The organism is Allobosea sp. Root483D1 (assembly GCF_001429505.1).
GTDB lineage: Bacteria > Pseudomonadota > Alphaproteobacteria > Rhizobiales > Beijerinckiaceae > Allobosea.
In genome coordinates, this window is record NZ_LMJW01000018.1 from 342,346 (window position 1) to 365,394 (window position 23,049).

Sequence of the window (23,049 nt, forward strand, 5' to 3'; positions counted from 1 at the left end):
AATGTTAAGGATTCTCTTGCGCGCGGCGGCATTGCGTCAGCTGCGCTGGTGCGAGGGCCGGCTCTGCGGCAGGTTTGCCCGCCTGTTCTGGAGATGTCGTCATGGATTATCGCGCGCTCGGCCGTTCCGGTCTCAAGGTCTCCCCGCTCTGCCTGGGCACGATGATGTTCGGCGCACAGACCGAGGAAGCCGATGCGCGCGCGATCATCGACAGCGCCGCGGGCGCCGGCATCAACTTCATCGACACGGCCGACGTCTATGCGGAGGGGCGCTCGGAGGAGATCACCGGCCGCGCCATCGCCGGCAACCGCCATGGCTGGGTGCTGGCGACCAAGGCGGCGAACGCGATGGGCGAGGGGCCGAACCAGCGCGGGCTCTCGCGCAAATGGCTGTTTGAGGCGTGCGATGCCAGCCTGAAGCGCCTCGGCAGCGATTTCATAGATATCTACTACCTGCACAAGGAAGACCACGAGACGCCGCTGGCAGAGACGATCAGGGCGATCGGCGACCTCGTGCGGGCCGGCAAGATCCGCTATTTCGGTGTCTCGAATTATCGCGGCTGGCGCGTCGCCGAGATCTGCCGGCTCTGCGACGAGCTCGGCATCGACCGGCCGGTGGTCAGCCAGCCCTATTACAATGCGATGAACCGGATGCCGGAGGTCGAGCACCTGCCGGCCTGCGGCTATTACGGGCTCGGCGTCGCCAGCTACTCGCCATTGGCGCGCGGCGTGCTGACGGCGAAATATGCGCCCGGCCAGGCCCCGCCAGAAGGCACGCGTGCCGGCCGCGCCGACAAGCGCATCATGCAGACCGAATGGCGCGAGGAATCGCTCGTCATCGCCCGCACCATCGCCGACCACGCCGCGGGGCGCGGCCTCACGCCCGTGCAGTTCGCGGTCGGCTGGGTGCTGAACAACAAGCTCCTGACCGCCGCCGTGGCGGGGCCGCGCACCATGGAACAATGGCAGGGCTATCTCTCGGCGCTGTCAGCCGACTTCACCGCCGATGACGAGGCGCTGGTCGATCGGCTCGTGCCGGCGGGCCACCCCTCGACGCCGGGCTACAGCGATCCGGCCTACCCGCTGGAAGGGCGGTCGGCGCGGACGGGGTGAGGGCTGCTCAAGGATGCAGCTTCAGCCCCTTGATCGCCTTGTCGACGGCCTTGCGCTCGCCGTGCAGCGCGATCCCGACGAGGTCGAGCGCCTCGCTCGCGACCGCTGCGACGGCGGCGCGGTTGGCCTCGTCATGGCCGGTCGCGAACAGTTCGCGGGTGTAGAGCGAGGGCGCGTCTGGCCCGCTTCGCCAGCGCGGCGCAGGACGCGGGTGAGGTCGGCGGAGGTCGCCGCGAAGACCAGGATCGGCTGGCGCACCAGCGGACCGTAGACCTTGCCCGAGCCGTCGCGGTAAGCTTGGCCGCCGAGTTCCGGCGCGGCGGCGACGAGCCCGCCGGCGAGGAAGGCGGTGACGTTGAGCTTCTGCCAGGCGGCGAGCTCTACATGGACGATGATGGCAATCTTGGTGTCGAAGCGCATGACGACAGCGATAGGGCTCGGCCAGCTCGCCGGTCTTGAACGTTCGTGCGCGCTCGCCTCGCCGGGCGACTGGATCCGCAGCGCGCCGGACGGGGAGGGCATCGAACGGATCGAGGCCTTCTTCAGCGGCCATGCCTATGACACGCACCGGCACGACACCTACGCGATCGGCTACACGATCAGCGGGGTGCAGAGCTTTGATCACCGCGGCGCGCAACGGGACTCGACGCCGGGCGACCTGATCGTGCTGCATCCGGACGAATTGCATAACGGCCGGGCGGGGATCGAGAGCGGCTTTCGCTACCGCATGGCCTATATCGAGCCGGGCCAGATCATGACGGCGCTCGCCAGGCGCGCCAGCGCGATTCCGTTCATCGGCAATGCGGTCTGCCGTGATGGCAGCCTGATGCGGGCGCTGGTCGGCCTGCTCGGCGATGTCGAGCATGCGCTTGAGCCGCTGGAGCGCGATGCGGCGGTCGGTGCACTGGCCGAGGCACTGCTGCGGCTCGATCCGTCCTGCGCGCTGGATGGCGCCGAGACGCCGGCGATGCGGGCTTGCGAGCGGGCGCGTGATTTCCTGAGCGAGAGCCGCGATGAGGCGATCGATTCCACCATGTTGGAGAGCGTCACCGGGCTCGATCGCTATGCGCTGGCGCGGCAGTTCCGCCGCCGCTACGGCACCAGCCCGCATTATTACCTGGTGATGCGCCGGCTCGAGCGTGCGCGATTGCTGATCCGCCGGGGCGAAGCGCTGGCCGAGGCGGCTGCGGCCAGCGGCTTCGCCGACCAGAGCCATATGACCCGGCACTTTCGCCGTGCCTACGGGCAATCGCCCGGACGCTGGCGGGCGATGCAGGTCGGCGGCGTGCCGGAGGCCGCCTGAGGGGCACTCAGTTCAGGATGCAGAAGCCGCCGACGACCGTCTGCGAGCGGCACCAGATTTGTGGTTCGGCGGGCTGTGTACCGCGCAACTCAGCGGTCTCGGTCGCCGAGACAGCGGTGGGCGCCGCGGTGCGGGACGGCTGGTTCGCCGTGGCGCTTTCCGCCTGGCGGCTGCGCAAGCTTGGGGTCACTGCGACATGGGAGCCGTCTCGCTGGCTCTGGTCGGCATGCGGGTTGTGCGAACGGCTGCCGCTGCTGAAGCGAAGCTTGGCGGCTTCGGCACTGGCCGGCAGCAAAGCGATAGCGAGGGCGGCGGCGACGAGACGACGGATCATGCCAGGCTCCATTGCGCGGCATGATTGTGTCTGAGCGAACCTTTCCTGCCCAGCAAAGCCTCGGATCAGGCTGAGCAAGGCGTTAAATGGATAGCGAGGGCTGTGCGGTGGCCCGGGCTCTGGTCAACCCGTCCCAGGCCATCATCGCCCCTTGCGCCACGGCCTCGAGTTGGGTGCGGGTCGCCCCGTCACGCGCGCGGATCGACATGCCCTGTTGCACCGTGATGTAGAAGGACGCGATGGCTGAGATGTCGCACGACGCGGGAAGCGCGCCTTTCGCGGCCTCTGTCCGCAACCGAGCCTCCAGCAGCCCCTGCATCTCGGCGCGGGCGTCGCGCAACTCGCAGGCGGCCTCCTCGCTCACCCCGGCAGCCTGGATGACGGAGAGCACGACCATGCAGCCTGCCGGTTTGCCGGGGCGGGTGAAGAGCCTGGCCGACCCCATCAAATATGTCTCGATCGCAGCGCGCGCGTCCGGAGCGGCAGCGAGTGCGGCGCCGAAGCCGCCGCCTTCGTAGTCGTCGTACAGCGCCATCGTCTCGCGATAGAGCGCCTCCTTGCTGCCGAAGCAGGCGTAGAGGCTCGGCGCGTTGATGCCCATCGCCGCGGTGAGCTCGCTCATCGAGGTGCCCTGATAGCCCTTCTCCCAGAACAGCAGCATTGCCCGGTGGAGGGCCTCCCCCCGGTCGAAGGTACGTGGGCGGCCTCGTTCGGCCATGGCTGTCACCTTTCTGTATCGACCGATAAATAAATCGCTTGACGCGCTGGGGCAAGCGCATCATTTGTATTTGTATCAATCGCTACAAATATGGTGACCCATGACAAAACTGGCAGGCAAGAAGGCCCTGGTGACCGGCGGAAGCCGCGGCATCGGCGCGGCGACGGCGCTCAGGCTGGCGCAGGACGGAGCGGATGTGGCGCTGACCTATGAGCACGCCCGCGACAAGGCCGAGGCCGTGGCGGCGCAAATCCGGGCGCTCGGCCGCAAGGCCGTGGTGCTCCAGGCCGATAGTGCCGATCCGGCAGCGGTGACGGACGCGGTCGACAAGGCGGCAGCAGAGCTCGGCGGGCTCGACATCCTCGTGAACAATGCCGGCATCTGGCACTATGGCGAGGTCGGCAGCTGGGATCTCAAGGAGATCGACGCGATCATCGCGATCAATGTCCGCGCGGTGATCATCGCTTCGCAGGCTGCCGCCAAGCACCTGCCCGATGGCGGCCGGATCATCACCACCGGCTCGTGCCTGGCCGAGCGCGTGATGGAGCCGGGCATCGCGCTCTATGCGATGAGCAAGGCGGCGTTGATCGGCTTCACCAAGGGCCTCGCCCGCGATCTCGGCCCGCGCGGCATCACGGTCAACGTCGTTCATCCCGGCTCGACCGATACCGACATGAATCCCGCCGATGGCGAGCATGCCGAAGCGCAGCGCGTCAGAATGGCGATCCCGCGCTTCGGCAAGGCCGAGGATATCGCCGGCCTCGTCGCCTATCTCGCGAGCGAGGAGGGGCGCTTCATCACCGGCGCGGGGATCACGATCGATGGCGGGGTGAACACCTGAGCGCTGCGGCACTCAGTGCCCCGGCAGCACGATGATCGTCGGCTTGGCCGGGAGCGTTGCCTTCGAGAGCACGATCTCCGGCCGCTCGCGGCGCTCGACCGGCCAGAGATCCTGCGAGCGGGCGAGGAAGCGGTTGAGGGTGCCGCCGCCGAAGAAGTGCATCGGGATCATCACCCGGGCCTGCACGGCCTTTAGCACGTCCAGCATGCCCTCCTGGTCGAGCGTATAGCTGCCATCGACCGGGAAGAGCACGATGTCGACCCGCCCGAGCGCGCGCAAATGGCCGGGTTCGAGCGGGTGATGGAGATGGCCGAGATGGGCGATGCAGAGCTCGCCGATCTCGAAGACGAACATCGAGTTGCCGTTGAAATCGGTATCGCCGCCATAGGTGCGGATGTTGGTCGGGACGTTGCGCACGCGGATGTCGCCGAGCGTGACGTCGTGCTGCGCGGGCCCCTTGCCGGACGGGTCCCAGCCCGGCAGCACCTGCTTGATCGCCGGATCAGGCGCGCGGGAGTAGTGGGTCGAGTGCGCCTTGTTCATCGTCGCGATGTCGGGCGTCACCGGCGGGCGGACATAGTCGTTGTAGTCGGTCGCGACCTTCACCCCGCCAGGCGTCTCGATCAGGAAGGTGGCATGGCCGATGAAGCTCAGGCGGACCTCGTCCTTTGCGAGGTTCGCGCGCTGGATCGGCAGGCGATAGCTCGCCATTTCCGGCCGGCAGCCCGGCTCGTTCGCCTGGGCGAGGGCAGGGCCGGCGAGGCCGGTCGCGAGGATGGCGGCCAGGGCAAGCCGCGCCAGCATCGTCGCAACCGTCATCGTCGGCTCCCAGGGCAATTGCTGCACTGGGAGCTTCCCGCAAAAGCCGGGCCGCGGAAAGCCGGCTGGCGGGTTTGTGAAGCCTGAAGGTCAGCCCTTGCTGACCCTCACGATCGCGTCGGCGCGCTTCTCCAGGCCCGGCAGCAGTTCGAGGCCGAGGCCGGGCGCTTCCGAGACCGTGATCATGCCGTTCTCGGCCTTGGGCAATTCGGTGACGAGCTCGGTGTACCAGCCGGTGTAGAAGGCCCGTACCGATTCCTGGATCAGTGCGTTGCGGGCGTGCAGCGAGAAATGGCAGGAGGCCGCGTAGACCACCGGGCCGGTGCAGTCATGCGGCGCAACCGGGGTGTGCCAGGCCTCGGCCATGCCGGCGATCTTGCGCGCCTCCGAGAGGCCGCCGCACCAGGACAGATCGAGCATGACGACGCCGGCCGCCTTGGTCTCGAGATAGTCGCGGAAGGAGTGGGTGTAGGCCAGCGTCTCCGAGGCGCAGACCCAGGCCTTGGAATGGCGGGCGTACTCGCCGAGGTCCTGGACATTGTCGAGGCGGAACGGATCCTCGTGCCAGTAGGTGTCGAACTCGGCGAGGCGCTCGGCCAGCTTCTTCGCCATGGGCAGGCTCCACAGCGAGTGGAACTCGACCATGATGTCCATCTTGTCGCCGACTGCCTTCCTGATCTTGCGGAAGGGTTCGAGCGCCGTGTTCAGCTCCTGCGGGCTGATGTCCCAGCCGGCGGTGCGCTCGGCGGCGATGTCGAAGGGCCAGATCTTCATGCCGGTGATACCCTGCTCCAGCAGGGAATGCGCGAGATCATCGGCCCGGTAGAGGAAGCCTTCGAGGTCCTCATAGGGGCCGCCCTGCTCGCCGACATGCCAGTTCGCAACCTTCTGGGAGCGGGCATCGCGGATGTATTTGTAGCCCGCGCAGGTGTTGTAGGTGCGGATCGTGTCGCGGGACCGGCCACCGAGCGCGATCGAGACCGGCTGGCCGATCGCCTTGCCGTAGATGTCCCAGAGCGCGAGATCGACGGCGGAGTTGCCGCGCGTCTCGACGCCCGAGCCGCGCCAGCCGAGATAATTGTTCAGGCTGGCATTGCGCGCCTCGATCTGCAGCGGGTCCTCGCCTAGCAGCTTGGGCGCGACACTCTCGTGCAGATAGGCCTCGACCGCGGCGGCGCCCATGAAGGTCTCGCCGAGGCCGACGAGCCCGTCATCGGTGTGCAGGCGCACCCAGACGAGGTTGCCGAACTCGGCGAGGCGGATGGTTTCGAGGGCGGTGATCTTCATCGGTGGTCCGGGATTGGTTGGAATATGGAGCATGGGGCAGGCGTCATTCTCGGGCTTGCCCCGAGGACCAGAGGGCGCTGGTTTCCGAGATGGTCGGGTCAAGCCCGACCATGACGGCGTTGGTAGGCCGGCTTATTTGCCGCGGATCTTGGCGAGGTCGGCCTGGATGCGCTCGATCGTGTCCTTGCCGATCGTCGCCTGGTGACGCTGATAGACGGCCTGGGTGCTGTCGCGCATCTTGCCGAGCTCCTCGGCGCTGACCTCGCTGACCTGCATGCCCTTCGCCTTGAGATTGACGAGGGACTTGTCGTTGAGCTCGCGCGAGACCTTGCGCTCCTCGTCGCGGCCGACGATGGCGCAGTCGCTCAGCACCTTCTGCTCCTCGGCCGAGAGCTGGTCCCAGAGCTTCTTCGAATAGAGCATCAGGAACGGCGTATAGGCGTGCCGGGACAGGGTCAGGTACTTCTGGACCTCGTAGAGCTTCGAGGTGTCGATGGTGACGAGCGGGTTCTCCTGGCCGTCGATCGCATGGGTCTCCAGCGCGGCGAAGACCTCGCCGAAGGCCATCGGCGTCGCGTTGGCGCCCATGGTCTTGAAGCTGTCAAGGAAGATGTTGTTCTGCATGACGCGGACCTTGAGCCCGGTCATCTCCTCGGCCTTGGTCACGGCGCGCTTCGAATTGGTGAGATTGCGGAAGCCGTTCTCCCAATAGGCCAGGTTGACCACGCCGAAGCCCGGCAACTTTTCGGAGATGTACTTGCCGAAGGCGCCGTCGAGCACGGCATCGGCCTCCTTCTCGTCGGTGAACAGGAAGGGCAGGTCGAAGACGCCGAGCTCCGGCATGATGCCCACCAGCGGCGAGGAGGAGGTGATCACCATCTCCTGCGTGCCGGCGCGCAGCGCCTGCGTCGCCTGCAGGTCGCCGCCGAGCGCGCCGCCCCAGAAGGCCTGGAGCTTGAGCTTGCCGCCGGATTTCTCGGCCATGCAGGCCTTCATCTTGGCGACGCCGTTGCCGACGGGATGGTCCTCGTTGATGCCGTTGGAGACGCGGATGTTGCGCTCCTTGATCTGCGCCTGGGCCGAGCCGGCGAATGCCGCGAGCGCGACGCCGGCGACAAGCGAGAGGAGGCGGGCTGTCTTGGTCATGGTCTACTCCCTGGTACTGAACTCTTCTTGGTTTCGGGTAGGCAGGCAGGTCTCACTTTGAATTTAGAGACCGTTTTACCGATCAGCTTGCGGCGCAAGCCGATCGGAACGGGCTCTAGCGTCCGCTCAGCCAGGCGAGCGGCACCATCACGAGCTGCGGGAACAGCACGAGCAGGAACATCGCGATCGACTGGGCGATGAAGAACGGCCAGACGCCGCGGATCACCGCGCTCATCGGGACGCGGGCGACGCCGCAGACGACGTTGAGCACGATGCCGACCGGCGGCGTGATCAGGCCGATGGCGTTGTTGATGATGAAGAGGACGCCGAAATAGATCGGGTCGATCCCGGCCTGCTTGACGATCGGCATCAGCACCGGCGTCAGGATCAGCACGGTCGGGGTGAAGTCGAGCGCCGTGCCGACCGCCATGACCAGCAGCATGATGATGATCATCAGCAGGGTCTGATTGCCCATGAAGGGCTCGAGCAGCGAGGAGAGTTCGGCCGGGATATTCGCCTGCGTAATCAGCCAGGCCGAGACCACGGCCGCGGCGACGAGCAGCATCACGGCGCTGGTCGTCTTCGCCGCCAGCAGCGTCACCCGGTAGAGATCGCGCAGCTTCAGCTCGCGATAGACGAACATGCCGACGATCAGCGCATAGACGGTGGCTACCACCGCCGCTTCCGTCGGCGTGACGATGCCGAAGCGGATGCCGCCGAGGATCGCGATCGGCATGAGGAGCGCAAGCGATCCGTCCCAGGTCGCCTGCAGGCGCTCGGCGCCGGTCTTGCGCGGCAGGACGGTGATCACGTCCCTGCGGCAGACGATCCACCAGGCGATGACCAGCGAGAGGCCGATCAGCAGGCCGGGGAAGACGCCGGCGAGGAAGAGCTTGGTGATCGAGAGATTGGCGGCGACGCCGAAGACGATGAAGCCGATCGACGGCGGGATGATCGGCGCGATGATGCCGCCCGATGCGATCAGGCCGGCCGAGCGGCCGACATCGTAGCCGGCGCTGCGCATCATCGGCAGCAGGATCGAGGCAAGGGCGGCGGTGTCGGCCGCGGCCGAGCCGGAGAGCGAGGCCATGATGATCGCCGCGAAAATCGCGACATAGCCGAGGCCGCCATGGAGATGGCCGACCAGCGAGAGTGCGAAGTTGACGATGCGCTTCGAGAGGCCGCCGGCATTCATCAGTTCGCCGGCGAGCAGGAAGAAGGGAATGGCGAGAAGCTGGAACGAATCCGCGCCGATGATCATGTTCTGCGCGATGATCTGGGTGTCGTAGACGCCGAGCCAGAGCATCAGGCTGACGGCGCAGACGATCAGCGCAAAGGCGATCGGCATACCGAGCGCCATCGCTCCGCAGAGCGAGACGAGGAAGACGGCGACGGTCATTCCAGGTGCCCCTTCAGGTTATGCGAGGGGCTGGCGCTGTAGTCGCCGGCGAATTCGGCGAGTTCGTATGGGCCAAGCATTCCGGTCAGCGCCCGGAACAGGCGGCCGAGCGTGATCAGCGCGATGCCGGCGCCGGCGAAGTAGAGCACGCCGTAGACATAGGCCATGCTGATGCCGGTGACGGGAGCGACAGAGGTCTGGTTGATCGCCTGCTGGCTCCAGGTGCCGTCGAGCAGCATCAGGGAGCAGACCAGCACGATGATGTCGCTGGCGATCATGCAGAGCCGGCGGCCCTTGTCGCCGAGCGCGCCGACGAGGGTGTCGACGCCGAGATGACCGTTTTCGCGCATCACAACGACGGCGCCGATGAAGGTCAGCCAGACGAAGAAATAGCGCGATAGCTCCTCCGACACGTCGATGCCGGAGTTGAACGCGTAGCGCAGCACGACATTGCCGAACACCATCGCCACCATGCCTGCGAGCAGGGCGACGAGACTGAACTCAAGCGCGCGTAAGACCCACCTTTCGGCGTGACGCAGCATTGGACGTTTCCCGTTGGTCTGTTGTTTGTGTTCCGGCGCTCTTCGGCGCCTCTGGTTTGGTGCGGTCGGCGTTTTCCATGTCGGCGCGGGCGACCGCGATCAGCTCCGCCATGGTCCGCCGCGCCCGTTCCGGGTCGCGGGCGACGATGGCGTCGGTGACGACGCGGTGGATCGCGAGCGAGGCCCGGGCGCGCTCGAGGTCATGCATCGAGAGCCCGAACGAGGCCTTGAGCACGGCCTCCAGGATCGGCTTCAGCTGGATCAGCAGGAGATTGCCGGAAGCTTCCAGGATCGCCTCGTGGAAGCGATAGTCGGCGGTCTCGTGGGTCCGCTTGTCGCCCGCCGCCGTCATCGCCGCCATCGCCGCGGTGATCTCGGCGATCTGCTGTTCGGTGCCGCGTTCCGCGGCGAGGCCGGCGGCTGACGGCTCGATCATGCCGCGCAGTTCGAGCAGGTCGCGCTGGAAGCCGCTCGCCATGTCGGCATCGCTGATCCAGCCCATCACCTGCGGATCGAGCAATCGCCAGGCCGAGACCGGCTGGACCCGCGAGCCGACGCGCGGGCCGGTGACGATCAGCCCGAGCGCCTGCAGCGTCTTGGTCGCCTCGCGGATGACGGTGCGGCTGACGCCGAAATGCGCGCAGAGCTCGTCCTCGCGCGGCAGCGTGCCGGAGAGCCCGATCTGGCCAGCGACGATCTCCCGGCCGAGCCGGTCGACGAGATGCGCATGGAAGTTCGAAGGGCGAGCCATATATAGATCATATCATCATATGATTGAGAGGCAAGCATGCAAGCGCGCCTTCCGACCCGGCTTTCAACAAGGGGTTCGATTAAGGATGGAGGCATCGATGGTTGCGGGCGGCGCGACCGGCCGCTACATAGCGGCCAGATTTCCCCAAAGCCCGAACGCCAGCCGCAAGCGGAGTCCGCACGCCTCATGTCTCGTCAGTTCATCTATCATATGCGCGGCCTGTCGAAGACCTATCCGGGCGGCAAGCAGGTCCTGAAGGACATCCATCTGTCGTTCTATCCGGACGCCAAGATCGGCGTGCTCGGCGTCAACGGCGCCGGCAAGTCGACCCTGCTCAAGATCATGGCCGGCTTCGACAAGGAGTGGACCGGCGAGGCCTGGGTCGCGGAAGGCGCGCGCGTCGGCTACCTGCCGCAGGAGCCCAAGCTCGACGAGACTCTCAACGTCCGCGACAACATCATGCTCGGCGTCGCGCCGCAGAAGGCGATCCTCGACCGCTACAACGAGCTCGCCATGAACTATTCGGACGAGACCGCCGACGAGATGACCAATCTCCAGGACGAGATCGAGGCCAAGGGCCTGTGGGATCTCGATTCCAAGGTCGACCAGGCGATGGACGCGCTGCGCTGCCCACCGGACGACTGGGAGGTCGGCAAGCTCTCGGGAGGCGAGCGCCGCCGCGTCGCGCTCTGCAAGCTGCTGCTCGAACAGCCGGAACTGCTGCTGCTCGACGAGCCGACCAACCATCTCGACGCCGAGACCACGGCCTGGCTGGAAGGGCACCTGCGAAGCTATCCTGGCGCGATCCTGATCGTCACCCACGATCGCTACTTCCTCGACAACGTCACCAGCTGGATCCTCGAGCTCGATCGCGGCCAGGGCATCCCATATGAGGGCAACTATTCTGCCTGGTCGGTGCAGAAGCAGAAGCGCCTCTCCCAGGAAGGCCGCGAGGACGTCTCGCGCCAGAAGACGCTGGAGCGCGAGCAGGAGTGGATCTCCGCATCGCCCAAGGCGCGTCAGGCCAAGAGCAAGGCCCGTATCCAGCGCTATGACGAGCTGGTGCAGAAGGCCTCGAACAAGGGGCCGGACACCGCGCAGATCGTCATCCCGATCGCCGAGCGGCTGGGCAACAACGTCGTCGACTTCGAGGATCTGTCCAAGGGCTTCCAGGACAAGCTCCTGATCGACGGGCTCACCTTCAGGCTGCCGCCGGGCGGCATCGTCGGCGTGATCGGCCCCAACGGCGCCGGCAAGACCACGCTGTTTAAGATGATCACCGGCGTCGAGAAGCCCGATGCCGGCACGATCAAGATCGGCGAGAGCGTCCAGCTCGGCTATGTCGACCAGAGCCGCGACTCGCTCGACGACAAGAAGAATGTCTGGGAGGAGATCTCGGGCGGCAACGACATCATCTATCTCGGCAAAAAAGAAATCAATTCAAGGGCTTATTGCTCGGCCTTCAACTTCAAGGGCGGCGACCAGCAGAAGAAGGTCGGCTCGCTCTCGGGCGGTGAGCGCAACCGCGTCCACCTTGCCAAGATGCTGAAATCGGGCGCCAACGTCCTGCTGCTCGACGAGCCGACCAACGACCTCGACGTCGACACGCTGCGGGCTCTCGAAGAGGCGCTGGAGGATTATGCCGGCTGCGCCGTGATCATCAGCCACGATCGCTGGTTCCTCGACCGCATCGCGACCCACATCCTCGCCTTCGAGGGCGACAGCCATGTGGAATGGTTCGAGGGCAACTTCCAGGACTACGAGGAAGACAAGCAGCGCCGGCTGGGCATCGATTCCACCATCCCGAAGCGCATCCAGTACAAGAAGTTCACGCGCTAAGCGGTTGGCGCAGGATTCAAAAAGGCCCGCGCTCCGGAAACGGGGCGCGGGTCTTTTGTATTGGAACCTACTGGGTCTTGCCAGAAGCGCATGTCATCCCGGCCGGAGCGAAGCGTAGAGCCGGGATCCATGCCTGAACCTTTGCCGGAAGCGCTCCGGCATGGATCCCGGATCGGCGCCGCTGCGCGGCTTGTCCGGGATGACCAGTGGCTCCAGGGCAAGCCAGTGCGCCAAAGCGAAGCAGGGCTGGCAGAGCAGCTAGCTTCGAGCCCGGGCCTCCCCGCCGAGCAGCTTCTGCAGGGCTTGGAGGTCGGTGCCGGCGAAGTCCGAGGAGCGGCTGACCTGCGCCCACTCCGCCGCCTCTCTCTGCCGCTCGGCTTCGGCCTGGGCGAGGACGAAGAGCGCGTCGCTGCCGAGGACGAGATGGGCCGGCAGGCTCTCGCGCCGGCTGAGGTCGAGGATGATCCCGGCGATCCTTTCGGGATCGCCGATCTCGTTGCCGACATAGGCCTTCAGCAGGTCGAGCACGGCGCCGACGCTGGGCTGGTAGTCCGGCATCACGGCCGGGGCATTGCCGCGGGCGATCTCGCCCCAGCCGGTGCGCATGCCGCCGGGCTCGACCGAGACGATGCTGATGCCGAGCGGGGCGACCTCCTTGGCAATCACCTCGGTGAAGCCGCCGACTGCCCATTTCGCCGACTGGTAGGCGCTGAGGCCCGGCGTGCCGGTGCGCCCGCCGACCGAGGAGATGTTGATGATCTGGCCGGCGCGCTGGGCCCGCATCACCGGCAACGCGGCGCGGGTGAGATTCACGACGCCGTAGAAATTGGTCTCGATCTGGGCGCGGAAGCTCGCCTCGCTGGTCTGCTCGAAGGCGACGGCGTGGCCGTAGCCGGCATTGTTCACGAGGACGTCGAGCCGGCCGAAGGTGTCGACCGTGACGGTCACGGCCACGTTCGCGGCTGCCATGTCGGTGACGTCGAGCGCGAAGGAGAGCAACGTGTCTGGGTATCGGGCCTCGAGGTCGGCGAGGCGACCGGGATCGCGGGCGGTCGCGACGACGTTGTCGCCGGCGGCAAGGGCCGCCTCGGTGATGGCGCGGCCGAGGCCACGAGCGGCGCCAGTGATCAGCCAGGTCTTGGTCATGAGATGTCCTCTAGACATTGTGAGTGAGTACTTGCTCATTTAAATCGACTAAATGGACCCAAGCGGCCATTCCTTGGTAGGTTTCAGGCGGAGATACCGTCCCAGAAGACCGCGAAGCCGGTCTTCCTGTAGTGCTCGTGCCGGTTCGGCTCCTGCGCGATCAGGTCGAGCGTCATGGTGCCCATGGCATCCAGAACCGCGCCGATGAAGCTCTGCGGCTGGTTCTTGAGCACGCCGTCTTGGTGGCCCTGCTCGAACATGGCGCTGATCTCGGCGAAAGCCGTGGCGGCCTTGCTGCGGGTTTCCTGGGTGATCCGGTCGGAGACCGCGAGCTGCCGCAGCGCCTTGCGCTTGGCGGGATATCTCGCGCCCCAGTCGATGAAGCCGTTCCAGAAGTGCTCGAACCGGTCGCGCACGCTGCCATTGGCCGGATAGGAGGCCACAGTGAGCTTGGCGAAGTCGGTCTTCAGGTCGAGATAGAGCTGGTTGAGCAACTCGTCCTTGTTGGCGAAATAGGTGAAGAGCGTGCCTTCGGCGAGGCCGGCTTCCCTGGCGATCTTGGCGGTCGGCGCGCCGGTGCCGAGTTCCGCCACCAGCTTGCAGGCGGCGGCCAGGATCGCTTCGCGCTTCGCTTCGCTGAGGGGACGGGCCATGGTTCGCTTGATCTAAATGAGTGAGTGATTGCTCATTTAATGAATCAACCCGGCAAGTCAAGGGCGCTCCACGCATCTCGCAGAGCTGTGAACTCGCAAGACCTCCCGGGTGGGAGAGGTGTGAGCAGTGCTCGCGCCGCCGGCTGAGCAGGCGCCTCAGGCCTTGCCCTTCACCAGGATGTTGCCATCGACATCCTGGATATCGCGCTTGCCGCAGAGAGCCATGGTGATGTCCATCTCCTTGCGGATGATGTCGAGGGCGAGCCTGACGCCCTCCTCGCCCAGGGCGCCGAGGCCATAGAGGAAGGGGCGGCCGATCAGCACGCCACGGGCGCCGAGCGCGACCGCCTTCAGCACGTCCTGGCCGGAGCGGATGCCGCCATCCATCCAGACCTCCATGCGCCCGCCGACCTGCTCGACAATGCCGGGCAGGGCCGCGATCGAGGAGACCGCGCCGTCAAGCTGGCGCCCGCCATGGTTGGAGACGATCAGCGCATCGGCGCCGCTCTGGGCCGCGAGCTCGGCGTCTTCGGCATCGAGGATGCCCTTCAGGATCAGCTTGCCGCCCCAGCGGTCCTTGATCCATTTGACGTCGTCCCAGCTCAGCGTCGGGTCGAACTGCTCGGCGGTCCAGGCCGAGAGCGAGCTCATGTCGCCGACACCGCTGGCATGGCCGACGATGTTGCCGAAGCTGCGCCGCTTGGTGCCGAGCATGCCCAGGCACCAGCGCGGCTTCAAAGCGAGGTTGATCAGGTTGGCGAGCGTCGGCTTCGGCGGGGCGGAGAGGCCGTTGCGGATGTCCTTGTGGCGCTGGCCGAGGATCTGCAGGTCGAGCGTCAGCATCAGCGCCGAGCAGCCGGCCGCCTTGGCGCGGTCGATCAGGCGCTCGATGAAGGCGCGGTCGCGCATCACATAGAGCTGGAACCAGAACGGCTTGTCGGTGTTCTCGGCGACGTCCTCGATCGAGCAGACGCTCATGGTCGAGAGTGTGAAGGGCACGCCCGCCCGGGAGGCGGCTTTGGCGGCGAGGATCTCGCCATCGGCGTGCTGCATGCCGGTGAGGCCGGTCGGGGCGAGCGCGACCGGCATTGCGACCGGCTCGCCGATCATGGTCGAGGCGAGCGTGCGGTTGGTCATGTCGACGGCGACGCGCTGGCGCAGCTTGATCCCGGCGAAGTCGGCCTCGTTGGCGCGGTAGGTGCTCTCGGTCCAGGCGCCGGAATCGGCATAGTCGTAGAACATGCGCGGGACGCGGCGTTTTGCCAGCAGACGCAGGTCCTCGATGGTCAAAAGCTGGGCCATGGTCGCCAAATCCCGCGTTTTCTCCGTGTCCCCGGTCGCATGGAACGGCGCGGGAGGCAACCGGGGAGGGCGCGGACCTTGGCATGCCGACCCCGCTTCCGGCCTCGTTCAGGCCGGCGCGGCGATGGCAGCGGTTGAGCCGAGCGGCCCGATCCTGTAGGGCGGCCTTCCCACCTCATGCTTCAGCGAGACATTCCTCATGCTTCTGCGGCTCGTCGCTGCATTCCTGTTCTGCGGCCTTGCGACCTTTGCCCACGCGCAGCAGCAGGGCGTCGGCTGGAAGAGCGGCCGCGAGGCCGCCGAGATCGAGCGCAAAATCACGACGCTGATCGGGAAGATGACGCTGGAGGAGAAAGTCGGCCAGCTCCACCTCTCCGGACGCGGCGAGGGCTTCGACGTCAACCAGGTCAAGGCCGGCCGCATGGGCGCGGTAATGAATTTCGTCGTGCCTCAGGAGGTCCGGCAGGTCCAGGAGGCTGTCAGACAGTCGCGCCTCAAGATCCCGCTGATCATCGGCCTCGATGCCGTCCACGGCTTCTCGACCTATTTCCCGCTGCCGCTCGGCCAGGCTGCGAGCTGGAATCCGCAATTGATCGAGCAGGCGGCCTATTGGACCGGGCGCGAGGCGCGCGCCGCCGGCGTCAACTGGACCTTCGCGCCGATGGTCGACATCTCGCGCGATCCACGCTGGGGCCGCGTGCTGGAAGGGGCGGGCGAGGATGCCCATCTCGCCAGCATCATCGCGGCGGCGCGTACCCGCGGCTATCAGCGCGGCGGGGTGGCGGCGAGCGTGAAGCATTTCGTCGGCTATGGCGCCGCCGAGGGTGGGCGCGACTACAATTCGACCTGGATCCCGACCAGCCAGCTGCACGATCTGTTCCTGCCGCCGTTCAAGGCCGCCTTCGACGCCGGCGCGATGACGGCGATGGCGGCGTTCAATGCGCTGAACGGGATGCCGGCCACCGCCCATCGCGGCATGCTGACCGATCTGCTGCGCGGGCAATGGGGTTTCCGCGGCTTTGTCACCTCGGATTTCGGCTCGATCACCGAGCTGCGGCTGCACGGCATCGCCAAGGACGACGCGGAAGCGGCGCGCAAGGCGCTGCTCGCCGGCATCGACATGGACATGATGGGCGACGTCTACCACAAGCACCTTGCCAATGAGGTGAAGGCCGGCCGCGTGCCGGTGAAGGCGCTCGACGAGGCCGTCCGGCGCGTGCTGCGGGTCAAGTACCATCTCGGCCTGTTCGAGCAGCCGGATGTCGATGTCGCCGCGGCGCCCTCCCTGATGCAGACCGAGGAAGCCCGCAAGGTCGCGCGGCAGGCGGCGCGCGAGGGCGTGATCCTGCTCCGGAACGACAAGCAGACGCTGCCGATCGCGCCGGCCGTCAAATCGGTCGCGGTGATCGGCGCCATGGCCGTGCCGGAGGACGAACGGGTCTGGACCGATCCGGCCGGCCTCGGCCGCCGCGTCGTGCAGCCTCTGCCGGAGGCGCTGCGCGAGCAACTGCCCTCCGATGTCACGGTCGCCTACGAGCCCGCCTTCGCCAAGGCCTGTGGCACCGAGTTCAAGGACAAGGACGCCGCCGTGAAGGCGGCCGCGACCGCCGACCTCGTCGTCGCTATGCTCGGCGAGGATTGCGAGTTCATGGGCGAGGGCGCCTCGCGCACCGATCTTGGCTTGCCCGGCGTGCAGCAGGAGCTGCTCGAGGCATTGGTCAAGACCGGCAAGCCGGTTGTGCTGGTGCTGGCGACCGCGCGGCCGCTGGTCCTCACCTGGGCGGACAAGAACGTCGCTGCCATCGTGCAGACCTTCCATGGCGGCACCGAGGGGCGCGCCGCGATCGCCGAGGTTCTGGCCGGCAAGGTCAATCCGGCGGGGCGGACGCCGATGAGCTTTCCGCGCTCGGTCGGGCAGATCCCGGTCTATTACGACCAGCTGCCGACGGGGCGGCCGCAGAAGATCCGCCAGCGCTACGAGTCGATCTACATGGACGAGGCCAACGAGGCGCTCTACCCGTTCGGTTTCGGCCTGTCCTATAGCCGCTTCGCCTATGCCAATCCGCGCGTGACGAACGCAAGGGTGCCGTTCAATGGCGCGACCGAGGTTGCTGTCGACGTGACCAATCAGGGGGATCGCGACGGCCAGGAGGTGGTACAGCTTTATATCCGCCAGCCGGTGGCCGAGCGCTCGCGGCCGCTGCGGCTGCTCAAGGGTTTCGACAAGGTCTCGCTCAAGGCCGGCGAGACGCGGACGGTGCGGTTCAAGCTGGAGGGCAAGGCTCTGGGCGGCCATGACGATGCCGGCCGCTATCAGTTCGATCCGGGTATCGTGGAGGTTTACCTGGGTGGTTCTTCACTCGCCACGGTAAAGATACAATTCGAATTGACGAAGCCTTGACCGGACGTAACGGAAACTGCCGCCGCTTTCATCTCGACAAGCTTGCGTTTTCGGTCAATCCTTCCGGTGCGGGGCCTTCTCGACGTTGTTGCCGAGGGGCTCCGTTGCGACCACGGATGCTCCAAGGGATGCGGCGATGGCGACCGGAACCGTCAAATGGTTCAATACCGAGAAGGGCTACGGCTTCATTCAGCCTGCCGATGGCGGCAAGGATGTGTTCGTGCACATCACTGCCGTCAAGGAAGCAGGCCTGATGTCCCTGACCGAGGGACAGAAGCTCTCCTTCGACCTGAAGACCGAACGCGGCAAGACCGCGGCGGGTGACCTGAAGCTGCTCTGAACGTAGCAGCTGGCATGATAGGGGTGACGAAGGCTGCGCCTGCGGCGGTGAAGACTGCGCCCAAAGCCGGCAGGCTCGTCGCCACATTGACAACCGGCCCTGACCGGCAGGGTAGCCCCGCGTTCGTGACAACGCGCGCTGCCACCCTTGTTTGCGACCTCCTCGGCATTCCCGGTGATCTCCACCACGGGCCATCGCGCCGCGCCGGTGCCCGCGAGCCCTGGCTGCCGCGCGGGACGGTGATCCGAAACGACCGCCAAATCTCCGCGCTCGGCCTCGACGAACTCGCAGAGATTGCCGGACGCCTCGGCCTGCCGGCGCTGGAGCCGGAATGGCTCGGCGGCAATCTCCTGATCGACGGCATCGCCGATTTCTCGCGGCTGGCGCCGGGCAGCCGGCTCGCCTTCGGCGGCAATTGGGGCGGCAAGGGGCGCTTCGACGGCGGCGCAGTGCTGTGCGTCGAAGCCTACAACGCGCCCTGCCGGCAGGCGGGCCGGGCGGTTGCCGCGATGGCGAGTGATGCCGCGCTGGAGTTCGCCTTCGTGAAGGCGGCGGCCGGCTTGCGCGGGCTCGTGCTCAGCGTCGACCGTGCCGGACGAGTGGCGCCGGGCGATGCGGTGATCGTCCTGCCGCCGGTCACTGCAGGTCAGCGGGCGTAGCGCCGGGCACCCGCGACGCAGAGGACGACGGCGGCCGAGGTCGCGACCATCTGCCAGCCGACGGTCTCGCCGAGCAGCAGTCCGGCGAGCGCCAGGCCGAAGAAGGGCTGCAGCAATTGCAGCTGTCCGACGGCGGCGATGCCGCCCTGGACCAGGCCGCGATACCAGAAGACGAAGCCGATCAGCATGCTGAACAGCGAGACATAGGCGAGGCCGAGCCAGGCACCGCTGCCGACCTGCCCGAACGACGCCGGCAGCGTCAGCAGCGTCAGGCCGGCCATGATCGGCAGCGACAGCACCAGCGCCCAGGAGATTACCTGCCAGCCACCGAGATGGCGCGAGAGGCGCGCGCCCTCGGCATAGCCGAGACCACAGATGATGATCGCGGCGAGCATTAGGAGGTCTCCCACCGGGGAGGCGGCGATCCCTTGCGTCCAGGCGAAGCCGACGACGCAGAGGCTGCCGAGGATGGCGAAGAGCCAGAAGGCAGGCCGGGGCCGCTCGCCGCCGCGCAGCACCCCGAAGATCGCGGTCGCGAGCGGCAGAAGACCGACGAAGACGATCGAATGGGCGGAGGTGACGTGCTTCAACGCGAGTGCGGTGAGCAGCGGGAAGCCGACGACGACGCAAAGCGCGACGACGGCGAGTGGCACGAGGTCGGCGGCGGCGGGCCGCTTCTGGCGCAGGGCGAGCAGCAAAGCGAGCCCGAGCAAGCCGGCGATGGCGGCTCGTGCGACGGTCAGGAACACCGGGTCGAAATCGGCGACGGCGACGCGCGTCGCCGGCAGCGAGCCGCTGAAGATGACGACGCCGATGAAGCCGTTGAGCAGGCCGTTCGCAGTCTTGTCCATGATACCTCCTGAGGCTGGCCTGCATGCGGCGAGGGCGCTCAGATTTCCAGAGACAGTCCAGTACAGTTCGGGCAAACTGTCCGGATGCTGGAAGCAGTACAGGTTAAGGAATCAGCTGGTTCCGCGGCTGCCGCCGACACGCTGGTCGGGCGCGTCATGGCGACGATCCGGCAGCGGATCGCCGGGCGAACGCTGGCGCCGGGCGCCAAGCTGCCCTCGATCCGCGGTCTCGCCGTGAGCATGGGCGTGTCGAAATCGACGGTGGTCGAGGCCTATGAGCGGCTGGCGGCGGAAGGCGCGATCCAGGCGCGGCGTGGGTCGGGCTTCTATGTCCGGCGTCTGCCGCCGCTCTCGCTCGCCGATGCCGCACCAAGGCTCGACCGGGCCATCGATCCGCTCTGGCTCTCCCGGCAATCACTCGAAGCAGGTGTCGGGAGTCTGCGGGCCGGATGCGGCTGGCTGCCGCCCGACTGGATGCCGGAGGCCTCGATCCGCCAGGCGCTGCGCCGGCTCAGCCGGGCCGAGGTCGGGACATTGGCCGAATACGGCACGCCGCTCGGCCTGCCGGCGCTGCGCCATCTGCTGGCCCATCGCCTGGCCGAACGCGGCGTCGAGGCTTCGCCGGATCAGATCATCCTGACCGAGTCGGGCACGCAGGCCATCGACCTTGTCTGCCGCTTCCTGCTCGAGCCCGGCGATACGGTGCTGGTCGACGACCCCTGCTATTTCAACTTTCATGCGCTGCTGCGCGCTCACCGGGTGAAGATCGTCGGCGTGCCCTATACGCCTTCGGGGCCAGATCTTGGTCTCTTCGCACAGGCGCTGACCGAGCACCGGCCGCGGCTCTATGTCACCAATTCCGCACTGCATAACCCGACCGGCGCGACGCTCTCGGCCGCGACCGCGCATCGCCTGCTCAAGCTGGCCGAGCAGGCTGGGCTGACCATCGTCGAGGACGATATCTTCGGGGATATCGAGCCGGAGGTGGCGCCGAGGCTCGCCGGGCTCGATGGGCTGGAACGGGTGATCCAGATCGGTAGCTTCTCCAAGACGCTCTCGGCTTCGGTGCGCTGCGGGTACATCGCGGCGCGGCGCGACTGGGTCGAGGGCCTAGTCGATCTCAAGGTCGCGCTCTCCTTCGGCGGCGGGCGCCTTGCGGCCGAACTGGTACTCGACCTGTTGAAGGACGGCAGCTATCGCCGGCATGTGGAGGCGCTGCGGCAGCGCCTGGGGCGGGCCATGGCGGAGACGCGCGGCCGGCTCGCCGCGCTCGGCATCGAACCCTGGCTGACGCCGCGCGGCGGGATGTTCCTGTGGTGCCGGCTGCCGGGCGAGCTCGACGCGGCGGCGATCGCGCGGCATGCGCTGGGCGAGGGCATCGTGCTCGCGCCGGGCAATGCCTTCAGCCTGTCGCAGACCGCTAGGCATTTCATGCGCTTCAACGTGGCGCAGGCCGCCGATCCACGGATTTTCACCGTGCTGCGCGAGGCGATGCGGGCGGCGGGATGATTGCAATCGAGGGCGCGGGGAACCCCTCTCCCGCGTGGAGAGGGGTAAGGTGCGTTTGTTTCATCCGTCGGTGTCGACTGGAATATCGGACACAACAGGCTTGCATCTCACCCCTGTCTGACATAAAGATATCTTTATATCTTTCACAGAATTTCGAGGTGCTCGCAGGTGACCCGCCGCTTCCACCATTCGCTGCCGACCCTGCTGGCCTGCCTGCGCGCGGCGGGCGAGGAGACGCGCCTGCGAATCCTGGCGCTGCTGGCGGAAGGCGAACTCTCGGTTTCCGACCTCACCGACATTCTCGGCCAGTCGCAGCCGCGCATCTCGCGCCATCTCAAATTGATGGCGGAAGCCGGTTTGCTGCGCCGCTCGCGCGAGGGCGCCTTCGCTTTCTTCCGGCTCGACGATGCGACGCCCGGGGGCGCATTGGCGCTGACGCTCGCCCGCGATCTCGATCCTGCCAACCCGGTTCTGGCGGCTGATCGCGAACGCCTCACCGCCGTGCGTGCAGCCCGGGCAGCGACAGCGCAATCCTATTTCGCCAATGTCGCGCGCGAATGGGACCAGTTGCGCTCGCTGCATGTGCCAGACGCCGCCGTGGAGGCGGCGGTCGAGGCCGCAGTTGGCGAGACGCCGCTGCAGGCGCTGCTTGATCTCGGCACCGGCACCGGGCGGATGCTGGAGCGCCTTGCGCCCAAGGCCACCCGCGCGGTCGGCGTCGATGCCAGCCATGCCATGCTGGCGGTGGCGCGCGCCAATCTGGAGAAGGCGGGGCTGTCGCGGGTCGAGCTTCGGCAGGGCGACATCTACGCGCTGCCTTTCGCGCGCGGTTCCTTCGATCTGGTGATCGTGCACCAAGTGCTGCATTTCCTCGACGATCCGGCGCGTGCGCTGCGCGAGGCCGCGGCGCTGCTGTCGCCCGGCGGGAGGCTGATCCTGGTCGATTTCGCGCCGCACGAGATGGAATTCCTGCGGACCGAGCACGCCCATCGCCGGCTCGGCTTCGAGAAGGACGAGATCGTCGCCTGGTTCGCCGAAGCCGGCCTCGACTGCGATCTTGCCGAAGAGATCACTGCCGCCGATGGCGCTAGCGGCCAGCTCGGCGTCATGCTCTGGCGTGGGCGCGACCGGCGCCTCCAGGGCGATTTTCCGATTCGTCAGTTCGATCGTGAGGTTGCGTGATGAACGCGTTCCGTCCCAGCCGCCACGGCTCGCGCCGCCCGCGCGTCTCCTTCGAGTTCTTCCCGCCGAAGAACGAGGATATGGAGGTCAGCCTCTGGGAGAGCGTGCGCCGGCTCGAGCCGCTCGGACCGGCCTTCGTCTCGGTGACCTATGGCGCCGGCGGCTCGACCCGCGAGCGCACCCACAACACCGTCAAGCGCATGATCGACGAGACTGGCCTGAAGCCGGCGGCGCATCTGACCTGCGTCTCCGCCTCCTGCGCCGAGGTCGATGATGTCATCCGTTCCTATTGGGCGGCGGGCGTGCGCCATATCGTGGCGCTGCGCGGCGACCCGGCCGGCGGGCTCGGCACCACCTACGAGCCGCACTCCGAGGGCTATCACCAGACCTCGGACCTGGTCGAAGGCATCCGCAAGATCGGCGATTTCGAGGTCACCGTATCCGCCTATCCGGAGAAGCATCCCGAGGCTGCCTCGCTCGACGCGGATATCGACGCGCTCAAGAAGAAGGTCGATGCCGGCGCGACCCGGGCGATCACCCAGTTCTTCTTCGATAACGACGTCTATTTCCGCTATCTCGACAAGGTCCGCTCGCGCGGCATCGAGATCCCGATCCTGCCCGGCATCGTGCCGGTGCAGAACTTCAAGCAGACCGCCGGATTTGCCCGCAGGACCGGGGCGAGCGTGCCGCAATGGCTGGCCGACCGCTTCGAGGGGCTGGAGGACGATCCGGCGACGCGCCGGCTGGTCGCCGCCGCCGTCTGCGCCGAGCAGGTGCTCGACCTGATCGATCGCGGCGTCTCCGACCTGCACTTCTACACGATGAACAAGGCCGACCTGGTCTATGCGATCTGCCATCTCGTCGGCCTGAAGCCGGAGAAGGCGCAGGCGCAGCAGGTGGCGGCGGAGTAGACTG

22 protein-coding genes and 1 pseudogene are annotated in these 23,049 nt (G+C 66.9%); 10 read left to right on the forward strand and 13 right to left on the reverse strand.

The features are described 5' to 3' along the window. The first annotated feature begins 101 nt into the window (after window positions 1-101). On the forward strand, window positions 102-1,112 hold the full coding sequence (locus ASE66_RS16990; protein WP_057190867.1) for an aldo/keto reductase: 1,011 nt from the start codon (window positions 102-104) through the stop codon (window positions 1,110-1,112). Window positions 1,113-1,119: 7 nt separating this feature from the next. Here ASE66_RS16990 and ASE66_RS16995 read toward each other — a convergent pair. Then, window positions 1,120-1,532: pseudogene (locus ASE66_RS16995) on the reverse strand (DUF2000 family protein). Here ASE66_RS16995 and ASE66_RS17000 point away from each other — a divergent pair. Beyond that, window positions 1,531-2,415 (forward strand): AraC family transcriptional regulator, encoded by an 885-nt coding sequence (locus ASE66_RS17000; RefSeq protein ID WP_057190868.1) that lies wholly within the window; start codon window positions 1,531-1,533, stop codon window positions 2,413-2,415. The pseudogene ASE66_RS16995 and the gene ASE66_RS17000 sit on opposite strands and share 2 nt — an antisense overlap. Before the next feature lie 7 nt (window positions 2,416-2,422). Here ASE66_RS17000 and ASE66_RS17005 read toward each other — a convergent pair whose 3' ends face one another. Continuing rightward, entirely contained in the window at window positions 2,423-2,749 is a 327-nt protein-coding gene (locus ASE66_RS17005; RefSeq protein WP_156412197.1) for a hypothetical protein, read from the reverse strand. Between the two features lie 82 nt (window positions 2,750-2,831). Then, a complete protein-coding gene (locus ASE66_RS33705; protein WP_057190870.1) occupies window positions 2,832-3,467 on the reverse strand; it encodes a TetR/AcrR family transcriptional regulator in 636 nt (211 codons plus the stop codon). 100 nt (window positions 3,468-3,567) lie between these two features. Between ASE66_RS33705 and ASE66_RS17015 the strand changes: the two genes are divergently transcribed. Beyond that, window positions 3,568-4,308: an SDR family NAD(P)-dependent oxidoreductase gene (locus ASE66_RS17015; protein WP_057190871.1), complete on the forward strand. Its 741-nt coding sequence runs from the start codon at window positions 3,568-3,570 to the stop codon at window positions 4,306-4,308. 12 nt (window positions 4,309-4,320) lie between these two features. On the opposite strand, the gene ASE66_RS17020 is transcribed toward ASE66_RS17015, so the two are convergent. The 6 genes from ASE66_RS17020 to ASE66_RS17045 form a co-directional block, all read right to left on the reverse strand. Next, window positions 4,321-5,127, reverse strand: a complete 807-nt coding sequence (locus ASE66_RS17020; RefSeq protein WP_156412198.1) for an MBL fold metallo-hydrolase — start codon at window positions 5,125-5,127, stop codon at window positions 4,321-4,323. 90 nt (window positions 5,128-5,217) lie between these two features. Further along, complete coding sequence (locus ASE66_RS17025) at window positions 5,218-6,414, reverse strand: mandelate racemase/muconate lactonizing enzyme family protein (protein WP_057190872.1); 1,197 nt, start codon at window positions 6,412-6,414, stop codon at window positions 5,218-5,220. A 132-nt stretch (window positions 6,415-6,546) separates the two neighbouring features. Then, complete coding sequence (locus ASE66_RS17030; RefSeq protein ID WP_057190873.1) at window positions 6,547-7,560, reverse strand: TRAP transporter substrate-binding protein; 1,014 nt, start codon at window positions 7,558-7,560, stop codon at window positions 6,547-6,549. A 115-nt stretch (window positions 7,561-7,675) separates the two neighbouring features. Further along, complete coding sequence (locus ASE66_RS17035; protein WP_057190874.1) at window positions 7,676-8,959, reverse strand: TRAP transporter large permease; 1,284 nt, start codon at window positions 8,957-8,959, stop codon at window positions 7,676-7,678. After that, window positions 8,956-9,501: a TRAP transporter small permease gene (locus ASE66_RS17040; RefSeq protein ID WP_057190875.1), complete on the reverse strand. Its 546-nt coding sequence runs from the start codon at window positions 9,499-9,501 to the stop codon at window positions 8,956-8,958. The genes ASE66_RS17035 and ASE66_RS17040 overlap by 4 nt, the downstream gene beginning before the upstream one ends. After that, window positions 9,461-10,252, reverse strand: coding sequence for a FadR/GntR family transcriptional regulator (locus tag ASE66_RS17045; protein WP_057190876.1), 792 nt, complete (start codon window positions 10,250-10,252; stop codon window positions 9,461-9,463). The genes ASE66_RS17040 and ASE66_RS17045 overlap by 41 nt, the downstream gene beginning before the upstream one ends. 186 nt (window positions 10,253-10,438) lie before the next feature. Between ASE66_RS17045 and ettA the strand changes: the two genes are divergently transcribed. After that, window positions 10,439-12,091 (forward strand): energy-dependent translational throttle protein EttA, encoded by a 1,653-nt coding sequence (ettA, locus tag ASE66_RS17050; RefSeq protein WP_057190877.1) that lies wholly within the window; start codon window positions 10,439-10,441, stop codon window positions 12,089-12,091. A gap of 258 nt (window positions 12,092-12,349) precedes the next feature. Here the strand turns inward: ettA and ASE66_RS17055 are convergent, their stop codons facing one another. The 3 genes from ASE66_RS17055 to ASE66_RS17065 form a co-directional block, all read right to left on the reverse strand. Continuing rightward, on the reverse strand, window positions 12,350-13,237 hold the full coding sequence (locus tag ASE66_RS17055; RefSeq protein ID WP_057190878.1) for an SDR family NAD(P)-dependent oxidoreductase: 888 nt from the start codon (window positions 13,235-13,237) through the stop codon (window positions 12,350-12,352). 83 nt (window positions 13,238-13,320) lie between these two features. Beyond that, a complete protein-coding gene (locus ASE66_RS17060; RefSeq protein WP_057190879.1) occupies window positions 13,321-13,890 on the reverse strand; it encodes a TetR/AcrR family transcriptional regulator in 570 nt (189 codons plus the stop codon). Between the two features lie 156 nt (window positions 13,891-14,046). Then, window positions 14,047-15,192, reverse strand: coding sequence for an alpha-hydroxy acid oxidase (locus tag ASE66_RS17065; RefSeq protein ID WP_057190880.1), 1,146 nt, complete (start codon window positions 15,190-15,192; stop codon window positions 14,047-14,049). A gap of 199 nt (window positions 15,193-15,391) precedes the next feature. Between ASE66_RS17065 and ASE66_RS17070 the strand changes: the two genes are divergently transcribed. The 3 genes from ASE66_RS17070 (at window position 15,392) to ASE66_RS17080 (ending at window position 18,592) form a co-directional block, all read left to right on the forward strand. After that, entirely contained in the window at window positions 15,392-17,593 is a 2,202-nt protein-coding gene (locus ASE66_RS17070) for a glycoside hydrolase family 3 N-terminal domain-containing protein (RefSeq protein ID WP_057190881.1), read from the forward strand. Between the two features lie 136 nt (window positions 17,594-17,729). After that, window positions 17,730-17,933: a cold-shock protein gene (locus ASE66_RS17075; protein ID WP_057190882.1), complete on the forward strand. Its 204-nt coding sequence runs from the start codon at window positions 17,730-17,732 to the stop codon at window positions 17,931-17,933. 125 nt (window positions 17,934-18,058) lie between these two features. Further along, window positions 18,059-18,592 carry an MOSC domain-containing protein gene (locus ASE66_RS17080; RefSeq protein ID WP_156412199.1) on the forward strand — a complete coding sequence of 178 codons (534 nt, stop codon included), beginning with the start codon at window positions 18,059-18,061 and terminating at the stop codon, window positions 18,590-18,592. On the opposite strand, the gene ASE66_RS17085 is transcribed toward ASE66_RS17080, so the two are convergent. After that, complete coding sequence (locus tag ASE66_RS17085) at window positions 18,580-19,443, reverse strand: DMT family transporter (RefSeq protein WP_057190884.1); 864 nt, start codon at window positions 19,441-19,443, stop codon at window positions 18,580-18,582. The two genes, ASE66_RS17080 and ASE66_RS17085, sit on opposite strands and share 13 nt — an antisense overlap. 84 nt (window positions 19,444-19,527) lie before the next feature. On the opposite strand from ASE66_RS17085, the gene ASE66_RS17090 reads away from it, so the two are divergent. The 3 genes from ASE66_RS17090 (at window position 19,528) to metF (ending at window position 23,045) form a co-directional block, all read left to right on the forward strand. Beyond that, complete coding sequence (locus ASE66_RS17090; protein WP_057190885.1) at window positions 19,528-20,952, forward strand: PLP-dependent aminotransferase family protein; 1,425 nt, start codon at window positions 19,528-19,530, stop codon at window positions 20,950-20,952. 168 nt (window positions 20,953-21,120) lie between these two features. Next, the gene (locus tag ASE66_RS17095; protein WP_082613517.1) at window positions 21,121-22,134 is read left to right on the forward strand and encodes an ArsR/SmtB family transcription factor; all 1,014 of its coding nucleotides are present in this window, start codon (window positions 21,121-21,123) and stop codon (window positions 22,132-22,134) included. Further along, window positions 22,134-23,045, forward strand: coding sequence for a methylenetetrahydrofolate reductase [NAD(P)H] (gene metF, locus ASE66_RS17100; protein ID WP_057190886.1), 912 nt, complete (start codon window positions 22,134-22,136; stop codon window positions 23,043-23,045). The genes ASE66_RS17095 and metF overlap by 1 nt, the downstream gene beginning before the upstream one ends. Window positions 23,046-23,049 lie beyond the last annotated feature (4 nt).

Coding starts and splice junctions, on each gene's coding strand:
- ettA (WP_057190877.1), top strand. CDS start 10,439: ATGTCTCGTCAGTTCATCTATCATATGCGCGGCCTGTCGAAGACCTAT.
- ASE66_RS17065 (WP_057190880.1), bottom strand. CDS start 15,192: ATGGCCCAGCTTTTGACCATCGAGGACCTGCGTCTGCTGGCAAAACGC.
- ASE66_RS17020 (WP_156412198.1), bottom strand. CDS start 5,127: ATGACGGTTGCGACGATGCTGGCGCGGCTTGCCCTGGCCGCCATCCTC.
- ASE66_RS16990 (WP_057190867.1), top strand. CDS start 102: ATGGATTATCGCGCGCTCGGCCGTTCCGGTCTCAAGGTCTCCCCGCTC.
- ASE66_RS17015 (WP_057190871.1), top strand. CDS start 3,568: ATGACAAAACTGGCAGGCAAGAAGGCCCTGGTGACCGGCGGAAGCCGC.
- metF (WP_057190886.1), top strand. CDS start 22,134: ATGAACGCGTTCCGTCCCAGCCGCCACGGCTCGCGCCGCCCGCGCGTC.
- ASE66_RS17025 (WP_057190872.1), bottom strand. CDS start 6,414: ATGAAGATCACCGCCCTCGAAACCATCCGCCTCGCCGAGTTCGGCAAC.
- ASE66_RS17075 (WP_057190882.1), top strand. CDS start 17,730: ATGGCGACCGGAACCGTCAAATGGTTCAATACCGAGAAGGGCTACGGC.
- ASE66_RS33705 (WP_057190870.1), bottom strand. CDS start 3,467: ATGGCCGAACGAGGCCGCCCACGTACCTTCGACCGGGGGGAGGCCCTC.
- ASE66_RS17045 (WP_057190876.1), bottom strand. CDS start 10,252: ATGGCTCGCCCTTCGAACTTCCATGCGCATCTCGTCGACCGGCTCGGC.
- ASE66_RS17040 (WP_057190875.1), bottom strand. CDS start 9,501: ATGCTGCGTCACGCCGAAAGGTGGGTCTTACGCGCGCTTGAGTTCAGT.
- ASE66_RS17035 (WP_057190874.1), bottom strand. CDS start 8,959: ATGACCGTCGCCGTCTTCCTCGTCTCGCTCTGCGGAGCGATGGCGCTC.
- ASE66_RS17060 (WP_057190879.1), bottom strand. CDS start 13,890: ATGGCCCGTCCCCTCAGCGAAGCGAAGCGCGAAGCGATCCTGGCCGCC.
- ASE66_RS17000 (WP_057190868.1), top strand. CDS start 1,531: ATGACGACAGCGATAGGGCTCGGCCAGCTCGCCGGTCTTGAACGTTCG.
- ASE66_RS17090 (WP_057190885.1), top strand. CDS start 19,528: ATGCTGGAAGCAGTACAGGTTAAGGAATCAGCTGGTTCCGCGGCTGCC.
- ASE66_RS17070 (WP_057190881.1), top strand. CDS start 15,392: ATGCTTCTGCGGCTCGTCGCTGCATTCCTGTTCTGCGGCCTTGCGACC.
- ASE66_RS17005 (WP_156412197.1), bottom strand. CDS start 2,749: ATGATCCGTCGTCTCGTCGCCGCCGCCCTCGCTATCGCTTTGCTGCCG.
- ASE66_RS17085 (WP_057190884.1), bottom strand. CDS start 19,443: ATGGACAAGACTGCGAACGGCCTGCTCAACGGCTTCATCGGCGTCGTC.
- ASE66_RS17030 (WP_057190873.1), bottom strand. CDS start 7,560: ATGACCAAGACAGCCCGCCTCCTCTCGCTTGTCGCCGGCGTCGCGCTC.
- ASE66_RS17055 (WP_057190878.1), bottom strand. CDS start 13,237: ATGACCAAGACCTGGCTGATCACTGGCGCCGCTCGTGGCCTCGGCCGC.